At 35.7% G+C, this 23,658-nt stretch carries 20 protein-coding genes; 4 read left to right on the top strand and 16 right to left on the bottom strand.

Translation table 11 applies throughout. The features are described 5' to 3' along the window. Positions 1 to 37 precede the first annotated feature (37 nt). The gene (locus BFS35_RS00505; protein WP_099579848.1) at positions 38 to 2,440 is read left to right on the top strand and encodes a transglycosylase domain-containing protein; all 2,403 of its coding nucleotides are present in this window, start codon (positions 38 to 40) and stop codon (positions 2,438 to 2,440) included. Positions 2,441 to 2,522: 82 nt separating this feature from the next. On the opposite strand, the gene BFS35_RS00500 is transcribed toward BFS35_RS00505, so the two are convergent. Next, positions 2,523 to 4,190 (bottom strand): formate--tetrahydrofolate ligase, encoded by a 1,668-nt coding sequence (locus BFS35_RS00500; RefSeq protein WP_099579846.1) that lies wholly within the window; start codon positions 4,188 to 4,190, stop codon positions 2,523 to 2,525. 103 nt (positions 4,191 to 4,293) lie between these two features. Continuing rightward, positions 4,294 to 6,006 (bottom strand): acetate--CoA ligase, encoded by a 1,713-nt coding sequence (acsA, locus tag BFS35_RS00495; RefSeq protein ID WP_099579844.1) that lies wholly within the window; start codon positions 6,004 to 6,006, stop codon positions 4,294 to 4,296. Between the two features lie 131 nt (positions 6,007 to 6,137). Here acsA and BFS35_RS00490 point away from each other — a divergent pair, with 131 nt between their 5' ends. Genes BFS35_RS00490 through BFS35_RS00480 form a run of 3 tightly spaced genes read left to right on the top strand, consistent with a single transcriptional unit; the run spans position 6,138 to position 8,551 of the window. Then, on the top strand, positions 6,138 to 6,770 hold the full coding sequence (locus tag BFS35_RS00490; RefSeq protein ID WP_099579842.1) for a GNAT family N-acetyltransferase: 633 nt from the start codon (positions 6,138 to 6,140) through the stop codon (positions 6,768 to 6,770). A gap of 9 nt (positions 6,771 to 6,779) precedes the next feature. Beyond that, positions 6,780 to 7,418 carry a CBS and ACT domain-containing protein gene (locus tag BFS35_RS00485; protein ID WP_099579840.1) on the top strand — a complete coding sequence of 213 codons (639 nt, stop codon included), beginning with the start codon at positions 6,780 to 6,782 and terminating at the stop codon, positions 7,416 to 7,418. Then, positions 7,415 to 8,551, top strand: a complete 1,137-nt coding sequence (locus BFS35_RS00480; RefSeq protein ID WP_099579838.1) for an acetoin utilization protein AcuC — start codon at positions 7,415 to 7,417, stop codon at positions 8,549 to 8,551. The genes BFS35_RS00485 and BFS35_RS00480 overlap by 4 nt, the downstream gene beginning before the upstream one ends. 71 nt (positions 8,552 to 8,622) lie before the next feature. Here the strand turns inward: BFS35_RS00480 and ccpA are convergent, their stop codons facing one another. The 14 genes from ccpA to BFS35_RS00410 form a co-directional block, all read right to left on the bottom strand. Then, positions 8,623 to 9,612: a catabolite control protein A gene (gene ccpA / locus BFS35_RS00475; RefSeq protein WP_099579837.1), complete on the bottom strand. Its 990-nt coding sequence runs from the start codon at positions 9,610 to 9,612 to the stop codon at positions 8,623 to 8,625. A gap of 85 nt (positions 9,613 to 9,697) precedes the next feature. Beyond that, a complete protein-coding gene (locus tag BFS35_RS00470; RefSeq protein ID WP_099579835.1) occupies positions 9,698 to 10,768 on the bottom strand; it encodes a bifunctional 3-deoxy-7-phosphoheptulonate synthase/chorismate mutase in 1,071 nt (356 codons plus the stop codon). An 81-nt stretch (positions 10,769 to 10,849) separates the two neighbouring features. Next, positions 10,850 to 11,389, bottom strand: a complete 540-nt coding sequence (locus BFS35_RS00465) for a YtxH domain-containing protein (RefSeq protein ID WP_099579833.1) — start codon at positions 11,387 to 11,389, stop codon at positions 10,850 to 10,852. Between the two features lie 98 nt (positions 11,390 to 11,487). Next, positions 11,488 to 12,033 carry a DUF948 domain-containing protein gene (locus tag BFS35_RS00460; protein ID WP_099579831.1) on the bottom strand — a complete coding sequence of 182 codons (546 nt, stop codon included), beginning with the start codon at positions 12,031 to 12,033 and terminating at the stop codon, positions 11,488 to 11,490. Positions 12,034 to 12,115: 82 nt separating this feature from the next. Beyond that, a complete protein-coding gene (gene murC, locus BFS35_RS00455; protein ID WP_099579829.1) occupies positions 12,116 to 13,411 on the bottom strand; it encodes a UDP-N-acetylmuramate--L-alanine ligase in 1,296 nt (431 codons plus the stop codon). Between the two features lie 11 nt (positions 13,412 to 13,422). Further along, positions 13,423 to 17,052, bottom strand: a complete 3,630-nt coding sequence (locus BFS35_RS00450; protein WP_099579827.1) for a DNA translocase FtsK — start codon at positions 17,050 to 17,052, stop codon at positions 13,423 to 13,425. A 9-nt stretch (positions 17,053 to 17,061) separates the two neighbouring features. Beyond that, the gene (gene ytpR, locus BFS35_RS00445; RefSeq protein ID WP_099579825.1) at positions 17,062 to 17,658 is read right to left on the bottom strand and encodes a YtpR family tRNA-binding protein; all 597 of its coding nucleotides are present in this window, start codon (positions 17,656 to 17,658) and stop codon (positions 17,062 to 17,064) included. Between the two features lie 125 nt (positions 17,659 to 17,783). Then, complete coding sequence (locus tag BFS35_RS00440) at positions 17,784 to 18,659, bottom strand: DUF1444 family protein (RefSeq protein ID WP_099579823.1); 876 nt, start codon at positions 18,657 to 18,659, stop codon at positions 17,784 to 17,786. Between the two features lie 77 nt (positions 18,660 to 18,736). After that, positions 18,737 to 19,045: a thioredoxin family protein gene (locus BFS35_RS00435; RefSeq protein WP_099579821.1), complete on the bottom strand. Its 309-nt coding sequence runs from the start codon at positions 19,043 to 19,045 to the stop codon at positions 18,737 to 18,739. A gap of 4 nt (positions 19,046 to 19,049) precedes the next feature. Further along, complete coding sequence (locus BFS35_RS00430; RefSeq protein WP_099579819.1) at positions 19,050 to 20,048, bottom strand: PTS sugar transporter subunit IIC; 999 nt, start codon at positions 20,046 to 20,048, stop codon at positions 19,050 to 19,052. A 150-nt stretch (positions 20,049 to 20,198) separates the two neighbouring features. After that, positions 20,199 to 20,927 carry an amino acid ABC transporter ATP-binding protein gene (locus BFS35_RS00425; protein ID WP_099579817.1) on the bottom strand — a complete coding sequence of 243 codons (729 nt, stop codon included), beginning with the start codon at positions 20,925 to 20,927 and terminating at the stop codon, positions 20,199 to 20,201. Next, positions 20,924 to 21,643 (bottom strand): amino acid ABC transporter permease, encoded by a 720-nt coding sequence (locus BFS35_RS00420; RefSeq protein ID WP_099579815.1) that lies wholly within the window; start codon positions 21,641 to 21,643, stop codon positions 20,924 to 20,926. The genes BFS35_RS00425 and BFS35_RS00420 overlap by 4 nt, the downstream gene beginning before the upstream one ends. Continuing rightward, positions 21,627 to 22,391, bottom strand: coding sequence for an amino acid ABC transporter substrate-binding protein (locus tag BFS35_RS00415; RefSeq protein ID WP_099579813.1), 765 nt, complete (start codon positions 22,389 to 22,391; stop codon positions 21,627 to 21,629). Before BFS35_RS00415 ends, BFS35_RS00420 begins: the two co-directional genes overlap by 17 nt. 148 nt (positions 22,392 to 22,539) lie before the next feature. After that, positions 22,540 to 23,604: a M42 family metallopeptidase gene (locus BFS35_RS00410; RefSeq protein WP_099579811.1), complete on the bottom strand. Its 1,065-nt coding sequence runs from the start codon at positions 23,602 to 23,604 to the stop codon at positions 22,540 to 22,542. Positions 23,605 to 23,658 lie beyond the last annotated feature (54 nt).

The raw sequence follows: 23,658 nt of genomic DNA, 5'->3' as shown, positions 1-23,658 counted from the left end.
TATGATATACTAAAAAAATATTCAGGAGGAAATTTGTATGCCGAAAAAACAACGTCAAATATTCAAACCTAAACAAACGAAAGATAATATAAAATCAACTTTTAAGTCTATAGAATTTACACCTTACGTATGGTTTCACGGTATTTACGAAACGCTTACACGTACCTTTCTATTCCTGTTAGTAACGGGATTACTCGTCGGTACTTTACTATTAGGACTCGGCACAGGTTATTTTTTAGCGCTTGTTAAAGATGAACCCGTAAAAAATAATACTGCGCTGAAAAAATCATTATACGAAATGACACAGAGTACTACCGTTTATTTCGGTACTGGTGAGTCACTCGGTACACTTAATGCTGATGTTCAACGTGAAGTCATTAAGTATAATAAAATGAGTCCCCATGTCGTCGATGCATTAATTGCTACAGAAGACGAAAATTTCTATAAACATAATGGTATCGTACCAAAAGCTTTTATCCGTGCAACAGCTCAGGAGTTTTTAAATATGGGAGTAACAAGTGGTGGTAGTACACTAACACAACAACTCATTAAGAACCAGCTGTTAACAAATGAAACTTCATTTAAACGTAAAGCAAAAGAAATGATGCTTTCATTTAAAGTTGAGAAATCACTCTCTAAGAAAGAAATTATTGAAGCTTATTTAAATGTTGTGAGCTTTGGTCGCAATACAAATGGTCAAAATATTGCTGGTGTTCAAGCTGCAGCACAAGGTATATTCAGTGTTGATGCAAATAAATTAAATATCGCTCAAGCAGCTTATATTGCAGGAATGCCTCAAAATCCTTATACATACACACCGTTCTTACAAACAGGAAAGATTAAGAAAGATAAAGACTTAAAGTTCGGTTTTGAACGTCAACAATACGTGCTAATGCGTATGTATCAAGAGAAAAAAATTACGAAAGCGCAATATGAGCAGGCTAAAAAATTTAATCTAAAAAAATCATTTACGAAAGATTTCGAAGTACCTAACGAAAAGTATCCATTCTTAACTCAGGAAGTTGAATCACGTGCAATTGATATTCTAAAATATATATTCGCTGAAAAAGATAATATTTCTCGCCAGGAATTAGATGAAACACCAGTATTAGAAGATAAATATGTCGGTATCGCAAATCGTGCTATTCGAAATAATGGTTACATCATTGATACGACAATTCATAAGAAAATTTTTGATACAATGGATCAGATTAAAGATAATCCAAATTACTATTCTTATGCCAGAAATGCAAATGTTAACGGCAAAACAAAACCAATCAATATGGAAGTCGGTGTTCTATTAAAAGAAAATGACTCTGGTAAAATTCTGTCATTCATCGGTGGACGTAATCATGATGATTCTCAAAATAACCATGCGACTAAAACGAAACGTTCTCCAGGTTCAACAATCAAACCATTATTAACATATGCTCCAGCAATTGAATATGGTGTCACTGCACCAGAAGCAGCATTACTTGATAAACGATTTAATTTTAATGGTTACTCGCCTGAGAACTATGCAAGAATGGAATACAACGTTGTAACAACGCGTTATGCTCTAGAGAATTCACTTAACTTAAGTACATTACGCTTATACTCTGGCATTCAGGATAGAAAGCCTTGGGAATTATTACAGAAGATGAACTTTAACATACCGAAGTCAGAACAAGAGAACTTATCATTAGCGCTCGGTGCAACAGATATTACGTTAGAAAATAATGTCGATGGATTTTCTACTTTAGCAAATAAAGGGAATTATCAGGAAAGCTATATGATTGAGTCAATTAAAACGCGTGACGGGAAAGTCATCTATCAGCATAAAGCGCGTCCAGTACGTGTTTATAGTCCAGAAACTGCATATATTACTACAGACATTCTACGTGGTGTATTAGATACAGGTAGTGGTTATCAGTTAAAAGGAACATTTATGTATAACCAGGATTGGGCAGGAAAAACAGGTACAGCGCAAGAAGGTAAAGATAGTTTATTTATCGGCTATAATCCAAAAGTAACGATGGGCATCTGGATGGGATATGACGTCCCTACTTCATTCGATGAGGAAAATCATTACCAGTTAAGATTATGGCGTGATATTATTAATCAAATTACTACTCAGGATCAGCTACAGATGGGCGTAGGTGAAAGATTTAATCAGCCTGATGGTGTTAAAACGATTGAAATGTGTCAATATACAATGTCTCAAAAAGGATCTTGCGATGGTGGTGAACCTGTGAAGCAAAGCTTAGTGTGGAGTAAGACAGATACATCACAAAAGATATTAGATGACTATAAAGTATTATCTCGTTTAGGTGAGAAACTAGATCCTGAAACAAAAAAGAAAATCTCATCCAAACAAAGTGCAGCAGATACTTTATCAAAAGCAAATCAAAATGCAAAACCAACGAATGATAAGAAGAAAGATAATCAAACTGCACAATAAATCAAGCCTCCACGATTCATTTCGTGGAGGCTCTATTAAAAAAAACTCACTAAAAATAATTTTAGTGAGTTTTTTATATGAATTAGAATAACCCTACTGCATTGCCATCTGCGTCAACATCCATTTTTAACGCTGCTGGTTCTTTTGGAAGACCAGGCATTGTCATGATGTCTCCTGTTAATGCTACGATAAATCCTGCACCTGTTTTAGGAATTAATTCGCGAATTGTTACATTAAATCCTGTTGGACGACCTAATTTTTTAGGATCATCTGAGAATGAGTATTGCGTCTTCGCCATACATACTGGATATTCATTCCATCCATTATCAGCAATTGTTTTAAGTTGCTTTCTAGCTTTCTCTGCAAAAACTACATCATCTGCACCGTAAATTTTTTGAACGATTGTACGGATTTTCTCTTCAACTGGCATAGATAAATCATATAAATGTTTGAAATCTTGTGGTGTTTCTAATACTTCAAGTACTAATTTAGCTAGCTCAACGCCGCCTTTTCCACCATGTTCCCAAACTTCCGTTAATGCTAATTTAACACCTTGTTCTTTTGCCCAATTTTGAACGAATTCACGTTCAGCATCAGTGTCAGTAACAAAGTTGTTTAAAGCAATAACCGGCTCAACACCAAATAATCTTAAATTCTCAATATGCTTTTCTAAGTTTTGGATACCTGATTTTAATGATTCAACATTTTCATTTGAAAGTTCTGTTTTAGCAACGCCACCATGCATTTTTAATGCACGAATAGTAGCTACAACAACGATTGCATCTGGTTTAATATCTGCTTTTCGTGCTTTAATGTCCATGAATTTCTCAGCACCTAAGTCAGAACCAAATCCTGATTCAGTAACAACGATATCAGCTAATTTACGTGCAGTCTTCGTTGCGATAATTGAGTTACAACCGTGTGCAATATTTGCAAATGGTCCTCCGTGGATTAAGGCTGGTGTGCCTTCAATCGTTTGCACTAAGTTTGGTTTTAATGCATCCTTAAGGATTAAAGTTAACGCGCCTTCTACACCTAAATCTTTAACTGTAACTGGTTTACGATCATACGTATAACCAATTGTCATCTTACCTAAGTTTTCTTTTAAGTCAGTGATGTTATTTGATAAACAGAATACTGCCATGATTTCAGAAGCAACAGTAATATCGAAACCATCTTCACGTGGTACACCTTTGAAAGGTCCACCAAGACCAACAACGACTTGACGTAATGTACGATCGTTCATATCAATAACACGTTTCCACTCAACACGACGCGGATCAATGTTTAATTGATTACCTTGATAAATATGGTTGTCGATGAATGCAGCTAACGCATTATTTGCAGTCGTGATGGCATGTAAGTCGCCATTGAAATGTAAGTTGATTTCTTCCATCGGTAATACTTGTGCACGACCACCACCTGTAGCGCCACCTTTCATACCGAATACAGGTCCTAAACTTGGTTCACGTAAAGCAACCATAACACTTTTACCTAACTCTTTAAATGCATCTGAGATACCAACAGTTACTGTTGATTTACCTTCACCAGCTGGTGTTGGGCTCATCGCAGTAACAAGGACAATTTTACCTTCTTTGTTTGTTGTCACTTTAGAAGTATCAATCTTTGCTTTAAAGTGGCCATAAGGCTCAACTGCATCAGCAGGGATTCCCGCTTCTTCTGCAATTTCCAAAATAGGTCGAACTGTCGCTTGGTTAGCGATTTCTAAATCTGATAAATATTTAGTCATTTTCACATTCTCCTAATCTTAAAAGTGTCTTTACTATTCCATAATAAGATAACGCTTTCAAGATGTCGACTAATTTCATAGAAATTTTAAGTAAAATTTACATTTAATCTTCCATCGTTGATAAATCACCAGTTGGTAAGTCTAGTTCCCATGCTTTAAGTACACGTCGCATAATTTTACCTGAGCGTGTCTTTGGTAATTTATCTTTAAATTCTATTTCTCGCGGTGCTGCATGTGCTGCAAGACCTTCTTTTACAAACACTCTGATTTCTTCTTTTAGCTCATCACTTTCTTTATAACCATCACGTAAAGCAATAAATGCTTTAATGATTTCACCGCGAACTGGATCCGGCTTACCGATGACCCCTGCTTCTTGAACGGCAGGATGCTCAACAAGCTTTGATTCAACTTCAAAAGGTCCAACACGTTCTCCTGCGGTCATAATTACATCATCGACGCGACCTTGGAACCAGAAATATCCATCTTCATCCATATAAGCACTATCACCTGAAATATACCAATCACCCGGTAAGAAGTAAGATTGATACTTTGGTTCATTATTCCAGATGGTCTTCATCATCGATGGCCAACCAGCTTTCATCGCTAAATTCCCCATTCTGTTTGGTGGTAACTCATTACCTAAATCATCTACGATAGCTGCCTGAACACCTGGCAATGGTTTACCCATAGAGCCGGATTTAATATCCATATCTGGTATATTCACAATCATATGTGCACCCGTTTCAGTCATCCACCAAGTATCATGAATACGAAGATTAAATACTTTATCTCCCCATTTTACGACTTCAGGGTTTAATGGTTCACCAACTGATAATATATGTCTTAAATGTGATAGATCATACTTTTCAACAAGCTCATCACCTGCACCCATCAACATACGGAAAGCTGTTGGTGCTGAATACCAGACAGTCACTTTAAACTGCTCCAGAATACCATACCATCCTTCTGGTGAGAAACGTCCCCCAGCGATGACATTTGTTGCACGGTTTAACCATGGTGCGAATATGCCGTAACTTGTTCCTGTTACCCAGCCTGGATCTGCTGTACACCAATATACATCATCTTCTTTTAAGTCTAATACGTAATGTCCTGAGATATAATGCTGAATCATTGCATTTTGTACATGTAATACACCTTTAGGTTGTCCAGTTGAGCCAGACGTATAATGCAGAATTAATCCGTCATCACGCGTTAACCATTCCACATCAAATTCTGTTGATGCATCTTTAAAATGATTTTTAAAATCTATGTATTTATCTTCGACATTATCATCGATTACGACGATATGTTGTAAATGCGGTAATTCACTTTGTGGAATACGTCCAAGTAAGCTATTTGTCGTAATGATGACACTTGCTTCACTATTTTCCAGACGGTCTTTTACTGCTTTCTCCATAAACGCTTCAAATAAAGGACCAACGATAGCTCCAATCTTAAGTGTACCTAGTAATGCAAAATAAAGTTCAGGTGAACGTGGCATAAAGATAAAGACGCGATCCCCTTTTTTCACGCCTGCTTCTTTCACCAATACATTCGCAGCTTTATTAGAATTCTCCATCATTTCCTTAAATGTATAACTTTCATTTCTGCTCGCATCTTTATAAAGTAATGCAACTTTATCTCCATATCCATCTTCGACATGTTTATCGATACATTCATATGCCATATTTACTTTTCCTGTTTCAGACCATGAGAAATACTTCTCAATCTCTTTCCAGTCAAAGTTCTCATACGTTTTCTCATAATCCTTTAAATTATGATTACCTGCTGTTGCCTTAAAAATTTCTGTCTTCACAATAAATCCCCCTTGTAAACGTTTTCAATATTTCCATTTTTATTATATAATAAAATTAACTGATAATTCAAAAAATATGAAAATTTTTATGCATTTAATAATATATTTCATTAACACTACAAGGAGGATGCATGAAACATATAAAAACCTATCACAAATCGACGTATACATTTAATGACCGCGAATTAATTATAGAAGGCCCCGTTGATGGTCATACACTTCAAAAATATACCTTCGATAAAGGACTCGTAGCTTTTCGACGACCGGATGAACAATTTGAAGCAATCATAGAAATTGCTGATCTCGAAGAAGGACGTATCATTATTTGTCGCGACGGTATTAACATCATTGGGTATACCACCTACTTATATCCAGATCCGATGGAACGGTGGTCCAATGGTAACCTTGAATTTATTTTAGAACTTGGTGCAATTGAAATTAGTAAAGATTACCGTGCTTTAGGATTAGGAAGTGAAATGCTGAGAGTTGCTATGATGGATGATGCGATGGAAGATTTTATCGTTATTACGACAGAATATTACTGGCACTGGGATTTAAAGAATAGCGGTCTTGATGTGTTTCAATACAAAGAGATTATGCAAAAAATGATGGGCAGCTGTGGTATGAAAGTATTTTCAACCAACGACCCGGAAATTACGAGTCATCCTGCCAATTCACTCATGGCAAGAATCGGCAAGCGTATTAATAATGAACAGATTCAGGCATTTGATAATTTAAGGTTTCAAAATAGATTTTTCTTATAGGAGGATGCTATGTTAGTTGAACGAATCATGACAAGTCCTTGTATTACATTCAATGCAGAGGGCACAATAGAAGAAATCATCACTTTAATGCATGAAAAAAATATCCATCATGTCCCAATTGTTGATGATGAAAATAGACTGCTCGGCATTATTAGCGACCGAGATATTAAACAGGCATTGCCGTCAAACTTACAAGACCGTCTTGTTCTGGATTTAAATGTACCGATAACAAAGATTATGGTGAAGAACGTTATTACATGTCATCCACTCGATTTTGTAGAAGAAATTGCGCTAGACTTCTACAATGAAAATATCGGTAGTATCCCTGTCGTGAAACGAGGCAAAGTTGTTGGTATTGTTACTGCAAAAGACATGCTGAATACTTTTATCGAACTGACAGGCGTTGTAACACCAGGAACAACAATTCAAATTCAAATACCGGATATACCGGGCAATCTTCACGAAGTGACTGAAGTCTTCCATAGATTTAAGACTGGAATAGAAAGTGTGCTCGTTTTTCGTGATAAAAAAAATCCAGGTAAGAAAATCGTTAGCGTACGCATGATGTCGATGCATCCTCAAACAATCATTGATGAACTCGAAGCAAAAGGATTCCAAGTATACAATCCAATGGAAAACAGCCTATGACGTTATTTGTATATGATGATGCATTACTCGCTTACCGTTTCAGTAACGATCACCCTTTCAATCAGATGCGATTACTATTAACAAAAACATTGCTGGAAGCTTTACAGTTACTGCCTCAAGATAAAATTATCACTCCTCGTATTGCAACAGACGATGAATTATTACTTGGCCATCAACCAGAGTATATTCAGGCCGTAAAAGATGCTGGTCAGAATACTTTAAGCGCAGCAGATTGTGAAAAGTTTGGTCTGAATTCAAATGATACACCAAACTTTGAAAGCATGCATGAAAAATGTGCAACACTCGTAGGTGCAACGCTAACAGCTGTAGATGCTGTCATGACTGGACAGACAAAAACAGCTTGCAACTTTGGTGGTGGATTACACCATGGATTCCGAGGTAGAGCTTCCGGATTTTGTATCTACAATGATTCCACTGTTGCGATTGAATATATGAGAAAAAAATATAATAAACGCGTGCTTTATATCGATACAGATGCCCATCATGGAGATGGGGTTCAGTTTTCATTTTATAATGATAACGATGTCTTCACATATTCAATCCATGAGACAGGAAGATATTTGTTTCCGGGTACAGGAACAATCCATGAAAAAGGAGACGGTAACGGTTATCTATATAGCATGAACTTACCTGTAGATGCATACACTGAAGACGACTCTTTTCTTCACGTCTTCCGAGAAAGTCTGATCAAAGCATGTGAATTCTTTAAACCTGATATTATACTGAGTCAAAATGGTGCAGATGCACATTACCTTGATCCATTGACTCACTTATCTGTCACACATCGCACATTTCAGACAATTCCTCAAATCGTCCATCAGTGTGCTGCACAGTATACAGACAGCAAGTGGATTGCAATCGGAGGTGGTGGATACAATATCTTTCAGGTCGCACCACTTGCCTGGGCACAAGTTTATAATGCGATGTTGGGCAACCCTCCTTTAACAGGAGAGATTCCGAAGTCCTGGATTGATAAATGGCAGCAGAAATCAAAGATAAAGATGCCACATACATGGAATGAGGATCTGAAAAATTACGAGGCAATCCCTAGAAGGTTGGATATCGAAGAAAAAAATCAACAGACACTTCAGAGAATTTTAATGCATTATTAAATAAACAAAATAAATATCATATTATTTATAAAAAATAAGCGATTAAACTGATTCAGTTTAATCGCTTATTTTTATTTCGTAGTACCTCTATAGACGATACTGTATGGTAATGTTACCTTTGATTCTTCAATTTGTTCATCATTCATATATTTAGTAAGTAATCGCATACCGACAGCACCGATATCATAAAGTGGTTGCATCACACTTGATAATTTTGGACGAACCATCTTAACAAGACGTGTGTTATTGAAACTAATCACCTGTAATTCATTTGGTATATCTTTCCCATCATCTTGAGCTGCATGAACAATGCCGATTGCCTGTTCATCACTGATACACATAATCACTTCAGGGTTTTGTGATTTAATTGCTTCGTATGCTTTCTCGCCATCTAAATATTGTTCTTGTCCGATGTAAATAGATGATTCATCAAGTTCAATATTATTAGCTGAAAGTACTGATTTCATACCTTCTAATATATCAATTTGCGCTTTTTCAGAGTAACCTCCGCCAACGAAAGCAAACTTCTTCACACCCTCTTGAACGAACTTCTCGGTAATTTCCTTACTTGCATTAACATAATCTATATTTACTGCCGGTAAACTTGCATCAAGGTCATGTGTTCCTGATACCACGACTGGAACTGAAGACGTCTTAATAATATTTGTCGTTTCTTTAGATAAAGTACCGCCTAAGAAAATAATACCATCAACTTGTTTAGATAATAAATTGTTGAAGATTTCCTGTTCTTTTTGTGCATCATTATCTGAGTTTGAAATGATTGTCTGATATTTATACATCGTTGCAATATCTTCTAATCCACGTGCTAATTCAGAATAATAAACATTTGAAATATCAGGAATGATAACACCAACTGTTGTTGTTTTCTTACTTGCCAGACCACGTGCTACTGCATTCGGTCTATAGTTTAATCTTTTAATTACTTCATTGACTCTATCTCTTGTCGCTGGTTTCACGTTTGGATTGCCATTCACCACACGAGAGACAGTTGCCATCGAAACTTTTGCTTCGCGAGCAACATCATATATTGTAACTGTCATTTTATCCTCCTGTAACCGTTTTATTTATTATTCTAACACGTTTTCATAATTTTTTCATTTTTCAAGTTAGCAAATTCACAAATTATTAATAATTTCGTGCTGCCTTTGTAATTTCCTGATAGAAAGTTTCAAATTCGTTAAGGTCCATCTGTTGACCTGCATCACTCAATGCAACAGACGGATCAGGATGTACTTCTGCCATCACACCATCTGCTCCAACTGCTAAAGCTGCACGTGCAACTGGTAACATAATATCTTTACGGCCCGTTGAATGCGTCACATCTACCAATACAGGCAGATGCGTACCTTGTTTAAGAATTGGTACTGCAGATATATCTAGTGTATTACGTGTCGCTTTCTCATAGGTTCTAATACCTCGTTCACAAAGTATAATCTTATTATTACCATTGGCATAAATATACTCGGCAGCATAGATAAATTCCTCAATTGTAGCACTTAATCCTCGTTTTAAAAGAATTGGTTTATTTGTTTTTCCCGCTTCTTTTAATAATTCGAAATTCTGCATATTACGTGCACCGATCTGAAATACATCCACATATGGATCAGCAAGATCAAAATGGTTTGGATTAACAATTTCACTTACAACATTTAAGTCATAGCGTTTTTTCATTTCACCTAATATTTTTAGACCTTCAACACCTAGTCCCTGGAAGTCATAAGGAGAAGTTCTTGGTTTAAATGCACCGCCTCTAATAAATTGCTCACCTTTTTGATGTAAATTTTTCGCAACTGCATCCACCTGTTCAATAGATTCTACTGAACATGGACCAAATACAAATGACTTTTTACCGTCACCAATAATCGCTCCATTATCAAAAGAAACAATCGTATCTTCTGGTTTTAATTTACGTGATACTAAAAGATGCTTTTCACTATTTGATTTTTGTAATTCTGTCGATGCTTTAAAGATTTCTTTAAACAACTGCTTGATCACATTATCATCAAATGGTCCATCGTTTTTATCCAGTAACATGTTAATCATTTCTTTTTCACGTTCAGGATCATAAATTGCAGTACCTTGTTTTCGCTTTTCTTCACCTATTTGTTTAGCGATTTCACCACGTTCGCTCAGTAACTGTAAGATTTCAATATTAATTGCTTCTATTCTATCTCGTAAATGATTCAATTCATTCATCGTTATAACCTCGTTTATATATATTAAAAAATAGTAGACCGTCAGCCTACTATTTTATCATAATCCAAAAAAATTTGTATATTATTTGTTTCTTGCTTTATTATCAGCATCTTTTGCTGTTTTAATTGTTTGTTCACGTTCTGCTAAAGCTTCTTCTTTAATCGGTGTATCTAATGCTTTATCTACAATTGCGATCGGTTGTGCTAATGTATCATCATTTACTTCAGATTTAATCGCTTGTTTTTGACGCTCTAATTCATTAAACGTTACATGATTATCTTTATCACTATTATTTAATTTTTGTACTGCTTTCTCTTTTAATGCTGCTGTTTTTTCTGTTAACTTTGCAGCAAATGCATTAGATTTTTCTTTGAAACCTTGTGCATTTTCAATTTGTTTATTGTAATGATCTACTGATTTCGCTTTTAAACTTTCTGACTTTTGACTTAAATCCTGTTGTAAATCTTTACCTGCTTTCGGTGCAACAAGTAAACCGATAAATGAGCCAACAACTAATCCCGCAGTTAAACCGATTGAAAAGTCACGTGCTGTTGTATCTTTTTGAACTTTATATTCTTTTACTGTATGTGTATGTAAGTCTCTATTATAAGTATTTGCCATTTTTAAACGCCTCCGATAATATATTGATAATTGATTAATAATTCTTATTTTATTCAAAAAATAAAGGAATGTACAATATGTACATTCCCAATTAATGATTATTTTAAACCAGCATTGATTTTATCTTGGTCTAAATGATCACCTTTAGTATGTGTTTCATTAAAATTGTTTTGGTTAACATGATTCTCGTAATTCGGCGTTGTTGTTTCAGCAAAGTTAACTGAATTACGACGTTGTTTTCTCATTTGCCATTTGTCAGCAACTTCCATCGCTACGTTTGACCATTGAACAACTTGAGAAATTTTGTCTTCGTTTTGTGAGATATTGTGAGTAATTGAAGAAGTCACATTATCCACTGAACTGTTTAAGTTTTGAACCGTTGAACCGATACCACTTACTGCATCAACAACTGTGTTTAATTTTTGAGCTTTAACCTGAACATCTTCAGCTAAACGATTTGTTTTGTGTAATAAATCAGTTGATTCACGTGTAATACCTTGAATTTGTCCTTCAACACCGTCAAGTGTTTTAGCAACATGGTCTAAATTCTTCTTAACTGACATTAAAGTCAACCCTAAGAAGATACATAATACTAAAAATGCAATTGCAGCGATTAATCCTGCGATTGGTAAAATCCATTCCATAAAAACGCCTCCTATTATTTATAACTCTTGTTATTTAGTCAAATACCCTGCTGAATAAAGCTTAAACATACTTTATATAACGTTATATAAGATTTTCATAAGATTTCTGAACTTTTTGGATGTCGCCAGCACCCATAAATATAATTACACTATTTTCATGTGTCTTTAATTGAGATACAGTTTCCTCACTGATGAGTTCAGCATTAGGAATTAATGTCTGTAGATCCTTAATTGTAAGTTCTCCAGATGATTCTCTTGCAGAACCAAATATGTCACATAAATAAGTTTTATCAGCTACTTTTAAACTATCTGCAAATTCCTGTAGAAATGCACTCGTTCTTGAGAATGTATGCGGTTGGAAAACTGCTACAATTTCTTTATTTGGATATTTTTTTGATGCAGATTCTAATGTTGCTTTAATTTCAGTTGGATGATGCGCATAATCATCAATTAAGATTTGTGCACCAAATTTCTTTTCACTAAAACGACGTTTCACACCGCCAAATGTAGCTAATGCATCTTTAATTGCAGCCATATCTAAATCTTCAAGATAACAAATTGTAATTACTGCTAAAGCATTGAGTACTTGATGATTACCAAACATCGGTGTTTTGAAATGATCAATAAACTTACCGTCGATATAGACATCAAATGTTGTTCCATTATCAACAGATTCTACATTTTTAGCAGTGACTTTATTATGCTCACCTAATCCATAATAGTAGATTGGCACATCTGCTTTTAATTCTTTAAGATTCTCATCATCTCCACATGCTACAATCGCCTTCTTCACTTTATAAGACATTTCCTGAAATGCACTGAACACGTCTTCTAAAGATTTAAAGTAATCGGGATGATCGAAATCTACGTTCGTAATAATCGCATAGTCAGGTGAATAGCTTAAGAAGTGACGACGATATTCACAAGCTTCAAAGGCAAAGTATTCACTGCCTGGCATACCCATACCTGTACCATCACCAATTAAAAATGATGTTTTTTTATCTCCATTCATCACATGAGATAAAAGACCTGTTGTACTCGTTTTACCATGAGCGCCAGTTACTGCTACAGAAATGTAACGACTCATAAAGTCTCCTAAAAACTTATGATAACGAATCACTTCTAAACCTAACGCTTTTGCACGGACAATCTCTACGTGATCGTCGGGAAATGCATTCCCGGCAATTACAGTCATACCTTCTTTAATATTATCTGCATTGAATGGAAGAATTGTAATCCCTTTATCACGCAAACCTATCTCAGTAAAAAATTCCTTTTCGATATCTGAACCTTGTACTTGTTCACCCATGTCGAATAAGATATGTGCTAGTGCACTCATTCCTGAACCTTTAATACCAACGAAATGATATAAAGTCATGTGCTCATCTCCTAATATTCTGCTTGTTTTTCGGTTATTAATACTGCTCTTGGTTTAGAGCCGTTCTGGCCACTAACGTAACCCATTTCTTCCAGCTGATCGATTATGCGTGCAGCACGATTATAACCAATCTGGAATCTACGTTGAATTTGAGATGTTGAAATATGACCTTCATCAATCATAAAATCACAAATTTCATTAAATAATTCATCTTTAGGTGTTTCCGAAACTTTCTTCAGCAATTCTTTTTCCTGAAATAAATAATTCGGTTCACCTTGTGTCTTGACGTATTGAACAACCGCATCAATTTCTTCATCAGAAACAAAGTTACCTTGAATTCGAATTGGTTTATTCATTCCATTACCAAGATACAACATATCGCCGTTTCCTAAAAGCTTTTCGGCTCCGCCACTATCAATGATCGTTCTCGAGTCTACTGCTGAAGAAACCATAAAGGCAATTCGCGTAGGAACATTTGCTTTAATCAGTCCTGTTATAACATTTACAGACGGACGTTGTGTCGCAAGAATCATATGAATACCAGCAGCACGTGCCTTTTGTGCAATACGTGCGATAGCATGCTCAACATCTTGCGGAGACATCATCATTAAATCAGCTAACTCATCGATTACGATGACAATCTTCGGTAAACGCTCTACATAACTTACCTTCTGATTATAAGCAGTAATATTTCGAACATGAATATCTGCAAATATTTTGTAGCGACGTTCCATCTCTTCAACGACCCATTTTAAACTTTCTGTCGCTGCTTTCACATCTGTTATAACAGGCGCAATTAAATGCGGTAAATCATTATATGGCGCAAGTTCTACCATCTTCGGATCGATCAATAACAATTTAAGCTCATTCGGATTATTTCTATATAATAAAGAAACTAATATCGAATTGATACAAACAGATTTACCAGAACCTGTAGCACCAGCAATTAAACCATGAGGCATCTTAGCAAGATCCATAATCATCGGTTCGTTATTGATACGAGCACCAAGTGCTACTGTAAGTTTGCTCTCTGCAAATTTCATCTTCTTACTGAATAATACTTCGCTTAAATTTACATTACGTGTCTCTACGTTTGGTACTTCTACACCTACAAGTGAAGTGCCTGGAATCGGTGCTTCAATACGAATATCTTTAGCAGCAAGTGCCATCTTAATATCATCTTGTAAATTAGTGATACGAGAAACTTTTACTCCTTTTTCAACAGACAGTTCAAAACGTGTTACGGATGGACCGACGACAACATTTTCAACTTTTGCCGGAACATTAAAATGATAGAAAGCATCATCAAGCTGTGCTTTATGTTCCTCTACCCACGTTTCATCACGTTCTACTTTATCTTCAGGATTTAAAAGAGAAACCGGTGGTAACAAATATTTTGGACCAATACGTTTCGCCGGTTCCTTTTTCACAGGGTAACCGTTGTTACTCACAATCTGGTTAGAATGAGGTTGTGATGCAATTACAGTAGTTGATATATTTTCTTTGTTGATTGTTTCAATATTTTTATCTACTTCTTCTATTTCATTTACTTCTTCGACAGCGTTATTATCTTGCTGAACGATATTTTCCTCTGCCGTACCTTGCTGTTCAAATGACTGCTGAATATCATCTGCGATTGTAACATCTTCAACAACGTCCGTCTGTTCAACAGCGTTCAAATTATCTTTAACTTCGTTTTGCTGAATATTCTGTTGCAGTTGATTTTCAGCTTGTCGTTTTTTATCCAGTAAACGGCGTTTATCACTTGGTGTCATAACGACATTGAATGGTGACACTTTCTTTTTAAGTTGTTGTGCTGATGAGATAACGGCTTGTGGCTGATGATCACGAATATTTGCTTTAATCTCATTATTTTCAACTTGAACGTAATGTCCTGAAGAAAGATGTTGATTGATATTACCTGTTACAACGCTTTGTTCTACTTCATTTATTTCATCTAATTGATCACTATCATCAGTTGTTAACTCAGGTAGAGTCACTTCTTCTGTACTTTCAGGCGTAAGAACAGGTTCAAATGATGCATGTCCTTTTGTAGTATCCAACTCATCAATTATGTCTGTTTCTTCAGTAGCATCTAATTCATCGAAAACTTCGGTATCTTCCTCAGTTTCAATTAACGCAATAACGGGTTCTAAAGAACTTTCATCAACTGCTTCATACTCACTATCTCCAGAAACTACTTCATCGTTATCATCCTCTGACGTTTGTTTGAATTCTGGTTCAAGTATCGGTTCTAATGATTTTGAATGTGCTGTATAATCATCTGTTGTATCACTAGTTACTTCTTCAGATTCTTCTTCATCATCTGAATCTTCATCAATCATCTCATAAGCATCATCATCGATTTCAATCAGTTGGTCTTCTAACGGTTCAAACGTCACATTCTCATCTAAAAATTCATCTTCTGTTGATGTTTCTTCAATTGTTTCAACTTCGTTTTCTAAAAGTGTTACTTCTTCCACCTCAGCAATTTCTTCTTTATCATCTTCAACAGTTTCATCTTCATAACTTTGTTCATCTGCTGCTTCAATAATTGTTAATCGCTCAGCATTAGCACTATTAAATGGTGTCTTTGTAGAATAAGTATATCTTTCACCTTCAGAGATAGTGATAGCTTCTGTTTCATCAACGCTTTCTTCTATTTCACTAATATCTTCTTCACTGTCTTCAGTCAAATCAATATGATTGATAACGGGTTCGTATACGACAACATCTTCTTCTATAATCGTTACACGTTCGTCAAATTCAGTTGTTTCCGGTTCAGCGTGAACATATTCAACATCACTTTTTTCTTCACGCATCATCGAAGATATTTCTAACTCTTGAAGTTTCTTAAGTTCACGTTCTTGTTCAAACGCTTTTTTACGCTGTAATTTTTTTTCGCGTTCACGCCTAATTTCAGCAACAATTTGAGAAGCATAGACATTCTCAATATTGACTGTATTATCTTCTTTACGATGTGTCGGAGTTGCAGGTCTCGCTTCTACTGTTTTCTTACCTTGTAGCGGCTGAATTGGTTGCTTTAAAGATGCCGGATCTTTTCTTGGCTTTGTACCATATATAGCTGAAGGTACTACAGATGCTTTAAATTTAGGTTGATGTACACTATATTGTTTCTCACTGAATGTCTGTGTATTGTTAGCTTTATGAATACTATTACGTTTATCCTTCGGTTGATAAGATGTATACTTTGGTGCATCGTTTAATCTTGTCTTAGGTTGATAACGATCAATAGCTTCATTATTACTTAGAGATTCAGAGCGTCTTGGTTGAAATGATTGCTGTTCACCATTTCTACCTCTTCTTCTTTCACGTCTGGGAATATAATCAGATGAAAAAGATGCTCTAATTTCTTCTGTATTAATGCTTTCATTTTGAGCAATATATGGTTCACGGAGAGGTTGATCCGGTTCAATATATTCATGCTTATCATCTGTATACTGTGTGTTATGATCATTATCAATTGAACGATGATGTTCTGCTGTTTTAATATTTTCTACATTTAGTGGGAATCTGAATTTTCCTCGTGGTCTGCGATAGACATCGTCTTCATGTGTTTGATCTTGCGTATGTTCTGTTTTCTCTGATGATTCTCCAAATAGTTTATCAAACCAACTCATGTTATCACCCTATTCTGCTTTAAAGAAGTCTTCGCCAATCTCACGCGAATCATCTAGTACTAAAATACCTTTTTTCTCTTCAGAATCTGTTAATCCTAATTCACGTTCCGAACAAATCATACCTTTTGAAGGTACACCACGGAGCTCAGCATCTTTAATCTGCATCCCGCTCGGCATGACAGCACCAACTTTAGCGACTACAACTTTCTGACCTTGTGCGATATTTTTTGCTCCACAGACAATCTGTAATTTTTCAGTCCCAACATCAACCGTTGTAACATTTAATTTATCAGCATCAGGATGTTTCTCACATGTCTCAACGTAACCTACAACAAACTTAGGTGATAAATCTACTTCTAGTGGTGCTTCTAATCCTTTTTGTAATAATAGGTCATTAATTTTAGACATTAAATTTTCATCTAACTTCACTTGTCCATTTGTATCTAATCCTAATGATGCAACACCACTAACGTTATACCCTACGACTTTACCATCTTTTTTTATCGTGATGATATCACCGTTCGTAATGTACTCAAATGGTCCATCTACTGGTTCTAAAGTAATAAATAAATAATCTCCAACGACTTTGTTATAAAAAATATTCATATGTTTGCTCCTTAAAAGTTTGTATTATTATTCTTTATCTATTATATGCTTTATTCAATCGTTTTTCTTAAAAAATCAATTAAAAATAACAGAAATATTACACTCAATATAATTTAATGATAACATCATTTTTTATCTTTATTTTGTGTTTGCTGCGCTTGCTCTGCCATAAACTTCTGACGGTTACTTTCAATTCGCTTGATTGCTTCCTGATCGCGTTTTGCATTATTCTTTCCTAATATAAATACCGGTGTTAGCACATCATCTTTATACTGGAATGATAAAGATGTTATCGGTACAAGCCCATTCGCAAAGAACGTCATCATCATTTGTGCTAGTACATCATATCCCGTTTCATTTTGAATATCAGCGATTATCAAAACATCTGCATGAGGTGTAGCAACTAACATTTCTCCGTTTATGCGAGCTTCAAAATCTTTTAAAAGCTGTTTATTTAATATGCGACTTGCATCATAACCATCATTGGCATTAAAGAAATAATATGTATTGCCTGCGACAACATCTGTTTTATACGTCGTCTTTAACCCTTTTACATTAAATAAAGCTTGTTCTTTGATGTGTGTTTCATCAATACCTAATTCACTTTGAATCTCTACATCAATTAAACGATATGTCTTGCCTAAATCTATCGCATAATAAATATTAGTTTCTGCCGTATGTTCTGTAATTAAGAATGGCACATCATTTTGTGCTTTAGGAAAACTCGTCGAACGAATAACAGGCATAATCTTCGCACCTTCCGGCAAAGTCGTATTTCCCATCGCCTGAATTGTTTCGTTGATATAATATAATACTTCTTCAATAATGCTTTCTTTCTTCTCTTTATATTTAGCTGCAACAGGTGCAAGCTTTATCGTTAAACCTTTATTATTATCAAGACGCTCTACGCGCAGTGTTTCTTCTTTACGGTCAAACTTTGTTGAAACGATTGAAGTATCTAATGATTCAGTCAATCGATCTCTGATTTCAAAAACATTCACATTCTCACTCCTCACATAACTTTCATTGTACAATAAAACCACTACCGTTTAAAGCAACGCGTAGTGGTTAACATATTTTATAAACTTTGTATAAATTCGTTCACTTGTTCTTTTGTTTTTCTATCTTTCGATACAAAGCGTCCAATCACTTCTGAATCTTTAAATGCAATAAAGCTCGGAATACCCATCACTTCATACTCTACTGCTAAATCAATAAATTCATCTCTATCGATAGAAATAAACTGGTAGTCCGCATTTTCTGCTTCAATTTCAGGCATTAACGGATCAATAAAGTGACAATCCGGACACCACGTTGCAGTAAACATCGCTATCGTTGGTTGTGCTATCGCTTCTCTAAATGCTTCAATATGCTCTATCTTTTTCATTACATTATCCCCCTGTGTTAATCTTTTGTTCGCCGGCTTTAATAATATTAGCTCGGCTCATCATTATATATACAATATAACTGATAACACCTGGTAAAAGGAAGTGAAACAGTCCAATCTGCATCCATGTCGTTAAACTACTACCCATCGTTTTGATTGTCATAATCTGTCCAACGAAACCACTTGTACCCATTCCAGCACCTGCAGCAACGTTTTTCATCGGCCATAACATTGTCATAATAGGTGCCACAATAATACTCGCGATTACAGGTGGCACTAAAATAAATGGATGTAACATGTAGTTTGGAATTTGAATCTTACTCGTTCCAATACCGTGTGCTATTAATCCCTGAATACCGTTATCTTTAAAGCTTGTCACCGCAAAACCGATCATATGACAACAACAGCCGATTGTTGCAGCCGCTGCTGCAGTGCCATTGATACCTAACATCAGTGCTAAAGCTGCACTCGATATCGGACTAGATAAAGTAAGACCAAAGATAAGTGATACAAGAATTCCCATTAGTAAAGGCTGTTGATCTGTTGCAAATGTAATAAATTCTCCAAGTGACAACATAAACGCCTGAATAAAAGGTCCTACAAGCTTTGCAATGATTGCTCCGATTACTAATGTCAAAAGCGGTGTCAATATAATATCAAGCTTTGTTTTACCGCTGTAAAATCTGCCAAGCTCAGCTGTTGCAAGACTGACCACATACGTTCCTGCAGCTCCGCCTTGCTCATAACCATACATACCTGTTACAGCACTTGCAAATATGACCATCGGCTTTGCGCCTAATCCAAATGCAACGGCAACACCAACCGCTGCTCCTGTATAAAGTTTCGCCAGCTTACCAATTTCTATTAATAATGAAGTGTCTAGAAAAGGCTTTAACTCTGTTCCCAAAGTTTCTAAAATAAGACCGATAATCAACGAACAGAATAAACCTAATGCCATAAAGCTCATTCCATCAACAAACCAACGTTTAAGTAATGCTTTCAAACTGCCAGCTCCTTTAATATCATTTTCATTATCATAGCACAAATGTATTTAATAATAACATATGTAAATTGATTATATTGTGATTAAGGTATGCTTATCTATCATTACAAAAAAATCGTTCATCTGCAAAAGTGCAAATGAACGTTTCAATTAAATCGATATAATGTTTAAGAAACGCTGTAAGTGTTCTGACTTTGGATTTGTGAAGATTTGTTCTGGATGATCTAACTCTTCAATACGTCCATCATGGATAAATGCCACTTTGTCGGCAACACTTCTTGCGAATGCCATTTCATGCGTAACAATAACCATCGTCATTCCTTCATCTCTTAATGTTTTAATTACTTTTAATACGTCCTGAACAAGTTCCGGATCAAGTGCTGATGTCGGCTCATCGAACAGCATTACTTTTGGATTCATCGCAAGCGCTCTTGCAATTCCTACACGTTGTTGCTGTCCACCAGAAAGAGAAATTGGATACTGATCTTTAACATGTAATAAATCAACTTTTTCAAGTAAATTTACCGCAATTTTTTCCGCTTCCACTTTACTCATACCTTTCACTTGAACTAAGCCTTCCATTACGTTTTCAAGTGCAGTCATATGAGGAAACAACTGAAAGTTTTGAAATACCATACCTGTTTTCTTACGCACTGCAATTTGTGATTTTTTGTCGTTTGCTGTGTAAGTTACACCATCAACAGTCACAGTACCTGATGTAGGGATTTCTAACGCGTTCATCGTACGCAGCAATGTCGTCTTACCTGAACCACTACGACCGATGAGTACGACTACTTCACCGTTCGCTACTTCAAGATCAATATCTTTCAGTACAGTTTTTTCGCCAAATTTTTTAACTAAATTTTGTATTGAAATCATCGCTGATACTTCCTTTCAACACGTGCTTCATAAATACCTTGAATGATGGAAACGATGAAACAAACCACCCAGTACATAATCGCTACTAAAGTATAGATTGATAAGAATTCATATGTTGTTGATGCAACTTGCTGCGCATTTCTAAACATTTCAGCCACCAATATATATCCTAATAGCGATGTATCTTTAATTAAACTCAGGAATGTATTTCCTAATGCTGGTGTCGCTGTACGAATAGCCTGCGGTAAGATGATGCGTTGCATCGTTTTCTTCGGGCTCATCCCGATTGAATATGCTGCTTCAGTTTGTCCGTGTGGTACAGATAATATACCACCACGAATGATTTCAGAACCATAAGCACCAACATTTAAACTTAATGAAATAATAGCAGCTGTAATTGAGCCGAGTTTAAATGCCTGATCCGGATCCCCTGTAATCAGACGGCCGATTTCAGGGATACCGAAGAAGATGATAAACATCTGAACAAGCATCGGTGTGCCTCGGAAGATTGATACGTAAACACGCGCTGGAATGCGTAATAACTTATTATTTGAAATACGTGCAAGCGCCGTAAATATCGCAATAATAAATCCTAGTATAAACGTAACAATCGCAATCGGAATCGAATATTTGACTAAACCCCAAAGCATTGGCTCAAAAGCTTGAGCCGCCGCATTCAGGGCATGGGACATTTCTTCATTAAGGACGAGTGACATCTTCACCGAACCATTTTTCACTGATTTTTTTCATTGTACCGTCTTTTTGTAATGCATCTAATGCTTTATCAAAATCTTTGATGATTTTCTCATCTGTTTTCTTAGTGAAAACAAAACCAGATTGTGTTTTCTCAGCGTTACCTTCAACAATTTTGATATCAGCATTTTTCTTTTGTTTTAAGTAATCTAATACTGAAATTTTATCATTAAAAGTTGCTTCAACACGGTTAGATAATACCATTTCCATCGCCTGGTTAAATCCTTCAACCGACGTTACTTTAGCACCTTTTTCTTTCGCTAATTTGCCGTAGTTAGAAGTTAAAGTTTGTGCTAATGCGCGACCTTTAACGTCATCAAATGATTTAATATCTGAATTTTTACGTGTTACTAATACACCTTGTGTGTAAGTGTATGGTTTAGAGAAATTATATTTCTTCTTACGATCTTCATCCATACCTACCTGGTTTGCAATCGTATCGAAACGACCAGAGTTAAGTCCCGAGAACATTGAATCCCATTGTGTTTCTACGAATTTCACTTTGTATCCTGCTTTTTTCGCTACTGCTTCTGCTACTTCCACATCGAAACCTGTTAATTTGTTGTTCTTATCATGGAAAGTAAATGGTGCATAAGTACCTTCTGTTCCAATCGTGATCTCTTTCTTGCTGTCTTTTTTATCTGAATCATTACTACCACATGCTGCTAAAATAAATAATACTGTAAACAATAAAGCTAATAATTTTTTCAATTTTCCATTCTCCTATTCTTATCAACTTACTCAGAATAGGTTTTATTTTAAAGCATTTTAATATTAAGTCAATAAAAAGATACTCTAGATGAATAATAAAAAAAGATGAAGCGAACACTATTGCTTCATCTCAATAAAAAGTAAACTATTAATTCATCTTTAAATATTCAATTTTTTCATCATTGACATCTTTGAGTAATGCAAGCAGTCCATCACGTGCTGCATAATAGTCGCGTATATCAAAAATCGTGTGATTGGAATGGATATAACGTGCTGGCACACCGATTACTGCTGTCGGAATGCCTTGTAATGCTGTATGGATAACACCACCATCCGTACCACCTGGCGAAGTATAATATTGATGTTTAATATCATTTGCTTTATATATTTCTTCCAGCCATTGTTTAAATGACGGCTTCAGAATCATCGTTCTATCAATAATTCTAACAAGCGTTCCTTCACCGAGTTTACCATTCGCATTACTTCCTGCAGTATCATTGGCTGGTGAACAATCAACGACAAATGCTAAGTCTGGTTTGATCATATTTGCAGATGGCCCTGCACCACGCAGTCCAACCTCTTCCTGCACGTTAGCACCTACATATAGATCAAATGGTAAATTTGTATCTTTTAATTGTTCAAATAAGTCAACGATAATTGTGCATCCATAACGATTGTCCCATGCTTTACATAGGAATCTATTCTCAGTCAATTGTTCAAAATCAACTGCCGGAACAATTGAATCACCGATTTGAATGCCCATTGCTAATACTTGTTCCTTACTTTCAGCTCCCACATCAAGCAACATATCTTTTATTTGCGGTGCTGCTTCCTTACCTGTTCTAAAATGTGCTGGCACACTGCCTATAACACCGCTATATGCTTTGTTGTCACGCGCTAATACTTTCATCTTTTGTGCTTGCAGGACATCAGCTGGCCATCCACCAATTTCAGTAAATTTAAGCAATCCTTTTTCTGTGATGTCCGTTACCATGAAACCAACTTCATCCATATGCGCCGCAATCATGATGCGTTTAGCATTGTCCTGTTTTGATTTTTTGACGAAGAAGACGCCACCTAAACCGTCTTGTAATACTTCGTCCGCTAATGGAGATAGTCTTTTTATCAGATATTCACGTACGAGACGTTCGTGTCCTGGTGCACCATGTAGTTCAGTTAAAGTTTTTATCGTATCTAATAGTTGTTCTGTCATGTTTTTTGCTCCTTATGGTAGAATATAATCAAATCGTTAACCTAAAAGTTATAC

Source organism: Macrococcoides goetzii (genome assembly GCF_002742385.2).
Classification (GTDB): Bacteria; Bacillota; Bacilli; order Staphylococcales; family Staphylococcaceae; genus Macrococcoides; species Macrococcoides goetzii.
This window is presented reverse-complemented; position numbering and strand designations above follow the sequence as displayed.

Bases quoted from the DNA above. Each gene is read 5' to 3' on its own strand.
- BFS35_RS00505 (WP_099579848.1), top strand. From the start codon at position 38: ATGCCGAAAAAACAACGTCAAATATTCAAACCTAAACAAACGAAAGAT.
- BFS35_RS00500 (WP_099579846.1), bottom strand. From the start codon at position 4,190: ATGACTAAATATTTATCAGATTTAGAAATCGCTAACCAAGCGACAGTT.
- BFS35_RS00490 (WP_099579842.1), top strand. From the start codon at position 6,138: ATGAAACATATAAAAACCTATCACAAATCGACGTATACATTTAATGAC.
- BFS35_RS00485 (WP_099579840.1), top strand. From the start codon at position 6,780: ATGTTAGTTGAACGAATCATGACAAGTCCTTGTATTACATTCAATGCA.
- BFS35_RS00480 (WP_099579838.1), top strand. From the start codon at position 7,415: ATGACGTTATTTGTATATGATGATGCATTACTCGCTTACCGTTTCAGT.
- ccpA (WP_099579837.1), bottom strand. From the start codon at position 9,612: ATGACAGTTACAATATATGATGTTGCTCGCGAAGCAAAAGTTTCGATG.
- BFS35_RS00470 (WP_099579835.1), bottom strand. From the start codon at position 10,768: ATGAATGAATTGAATCATTTACGAGATAGAATAGAAGCAATTAATATT.
- BFS35_RS00465 (WP_099579833.1), bottom strand. From the start codon at position 11,389: ATGGCAAATACTTATAATAGAGACTTACATACACATACAGTAAAAGAA.
- BFS35_RS00460 (WP_099579831.1), bottom strand. From the start codon at position 12,033: ATGGAATGGATTTTACCAATCGCAGGATTAATCGCTGCAATTGCATTT.
- murC (WP_099579829.1), bottom strand. From the start codon at position 13,411: ATGACTTTATATCATTTCGTTGGTATTAAAGGTTCAGGAATGAGTGCA.
- BFS35_RS00450 (WP_099579827.1), bottom strand. From the start codon at position 17,052: ATGAGTTGGTTTGATAAACTATTTGGAGAATCATCAGAGAAAACAGAA.
- ytpR (WP_099579825.1), bottom strand. From the start codon at position 17,658: ATGAATATTTTTTATAACAAAGTCGTTGGAGATTATTTATTTATTACT.
- BFS35_RS00435 (WP_099579821.1), bottom strand. From the start codon at position 19,045: ATGAAAAAGATAGAGCATATTGAAGCATTTAGAGAAGCGATAGCACAA.
- BFS35_RS00425 (WP_099579817.1), bottom strand. From the start codon at position 20,927: ATGATTTCAATACAAAATTTAGTTAAAAAATTTGGCGAAAAAACTGTA.
- BFS35_RS00420 (WP_099579815.1), bottom strand. From the start codon at position 21,643: ATGTCACTCGTCCTTAATGAAGAAATGTCCCATGCCCTGAATGCGGCG.
- BFS35_RS00410 (WP_099579811.1), bottom strand. From the start codon at position 23,604: ATGACAGAACAACTATTAGATACGATAAAAACTTTAACTGAACTACAT.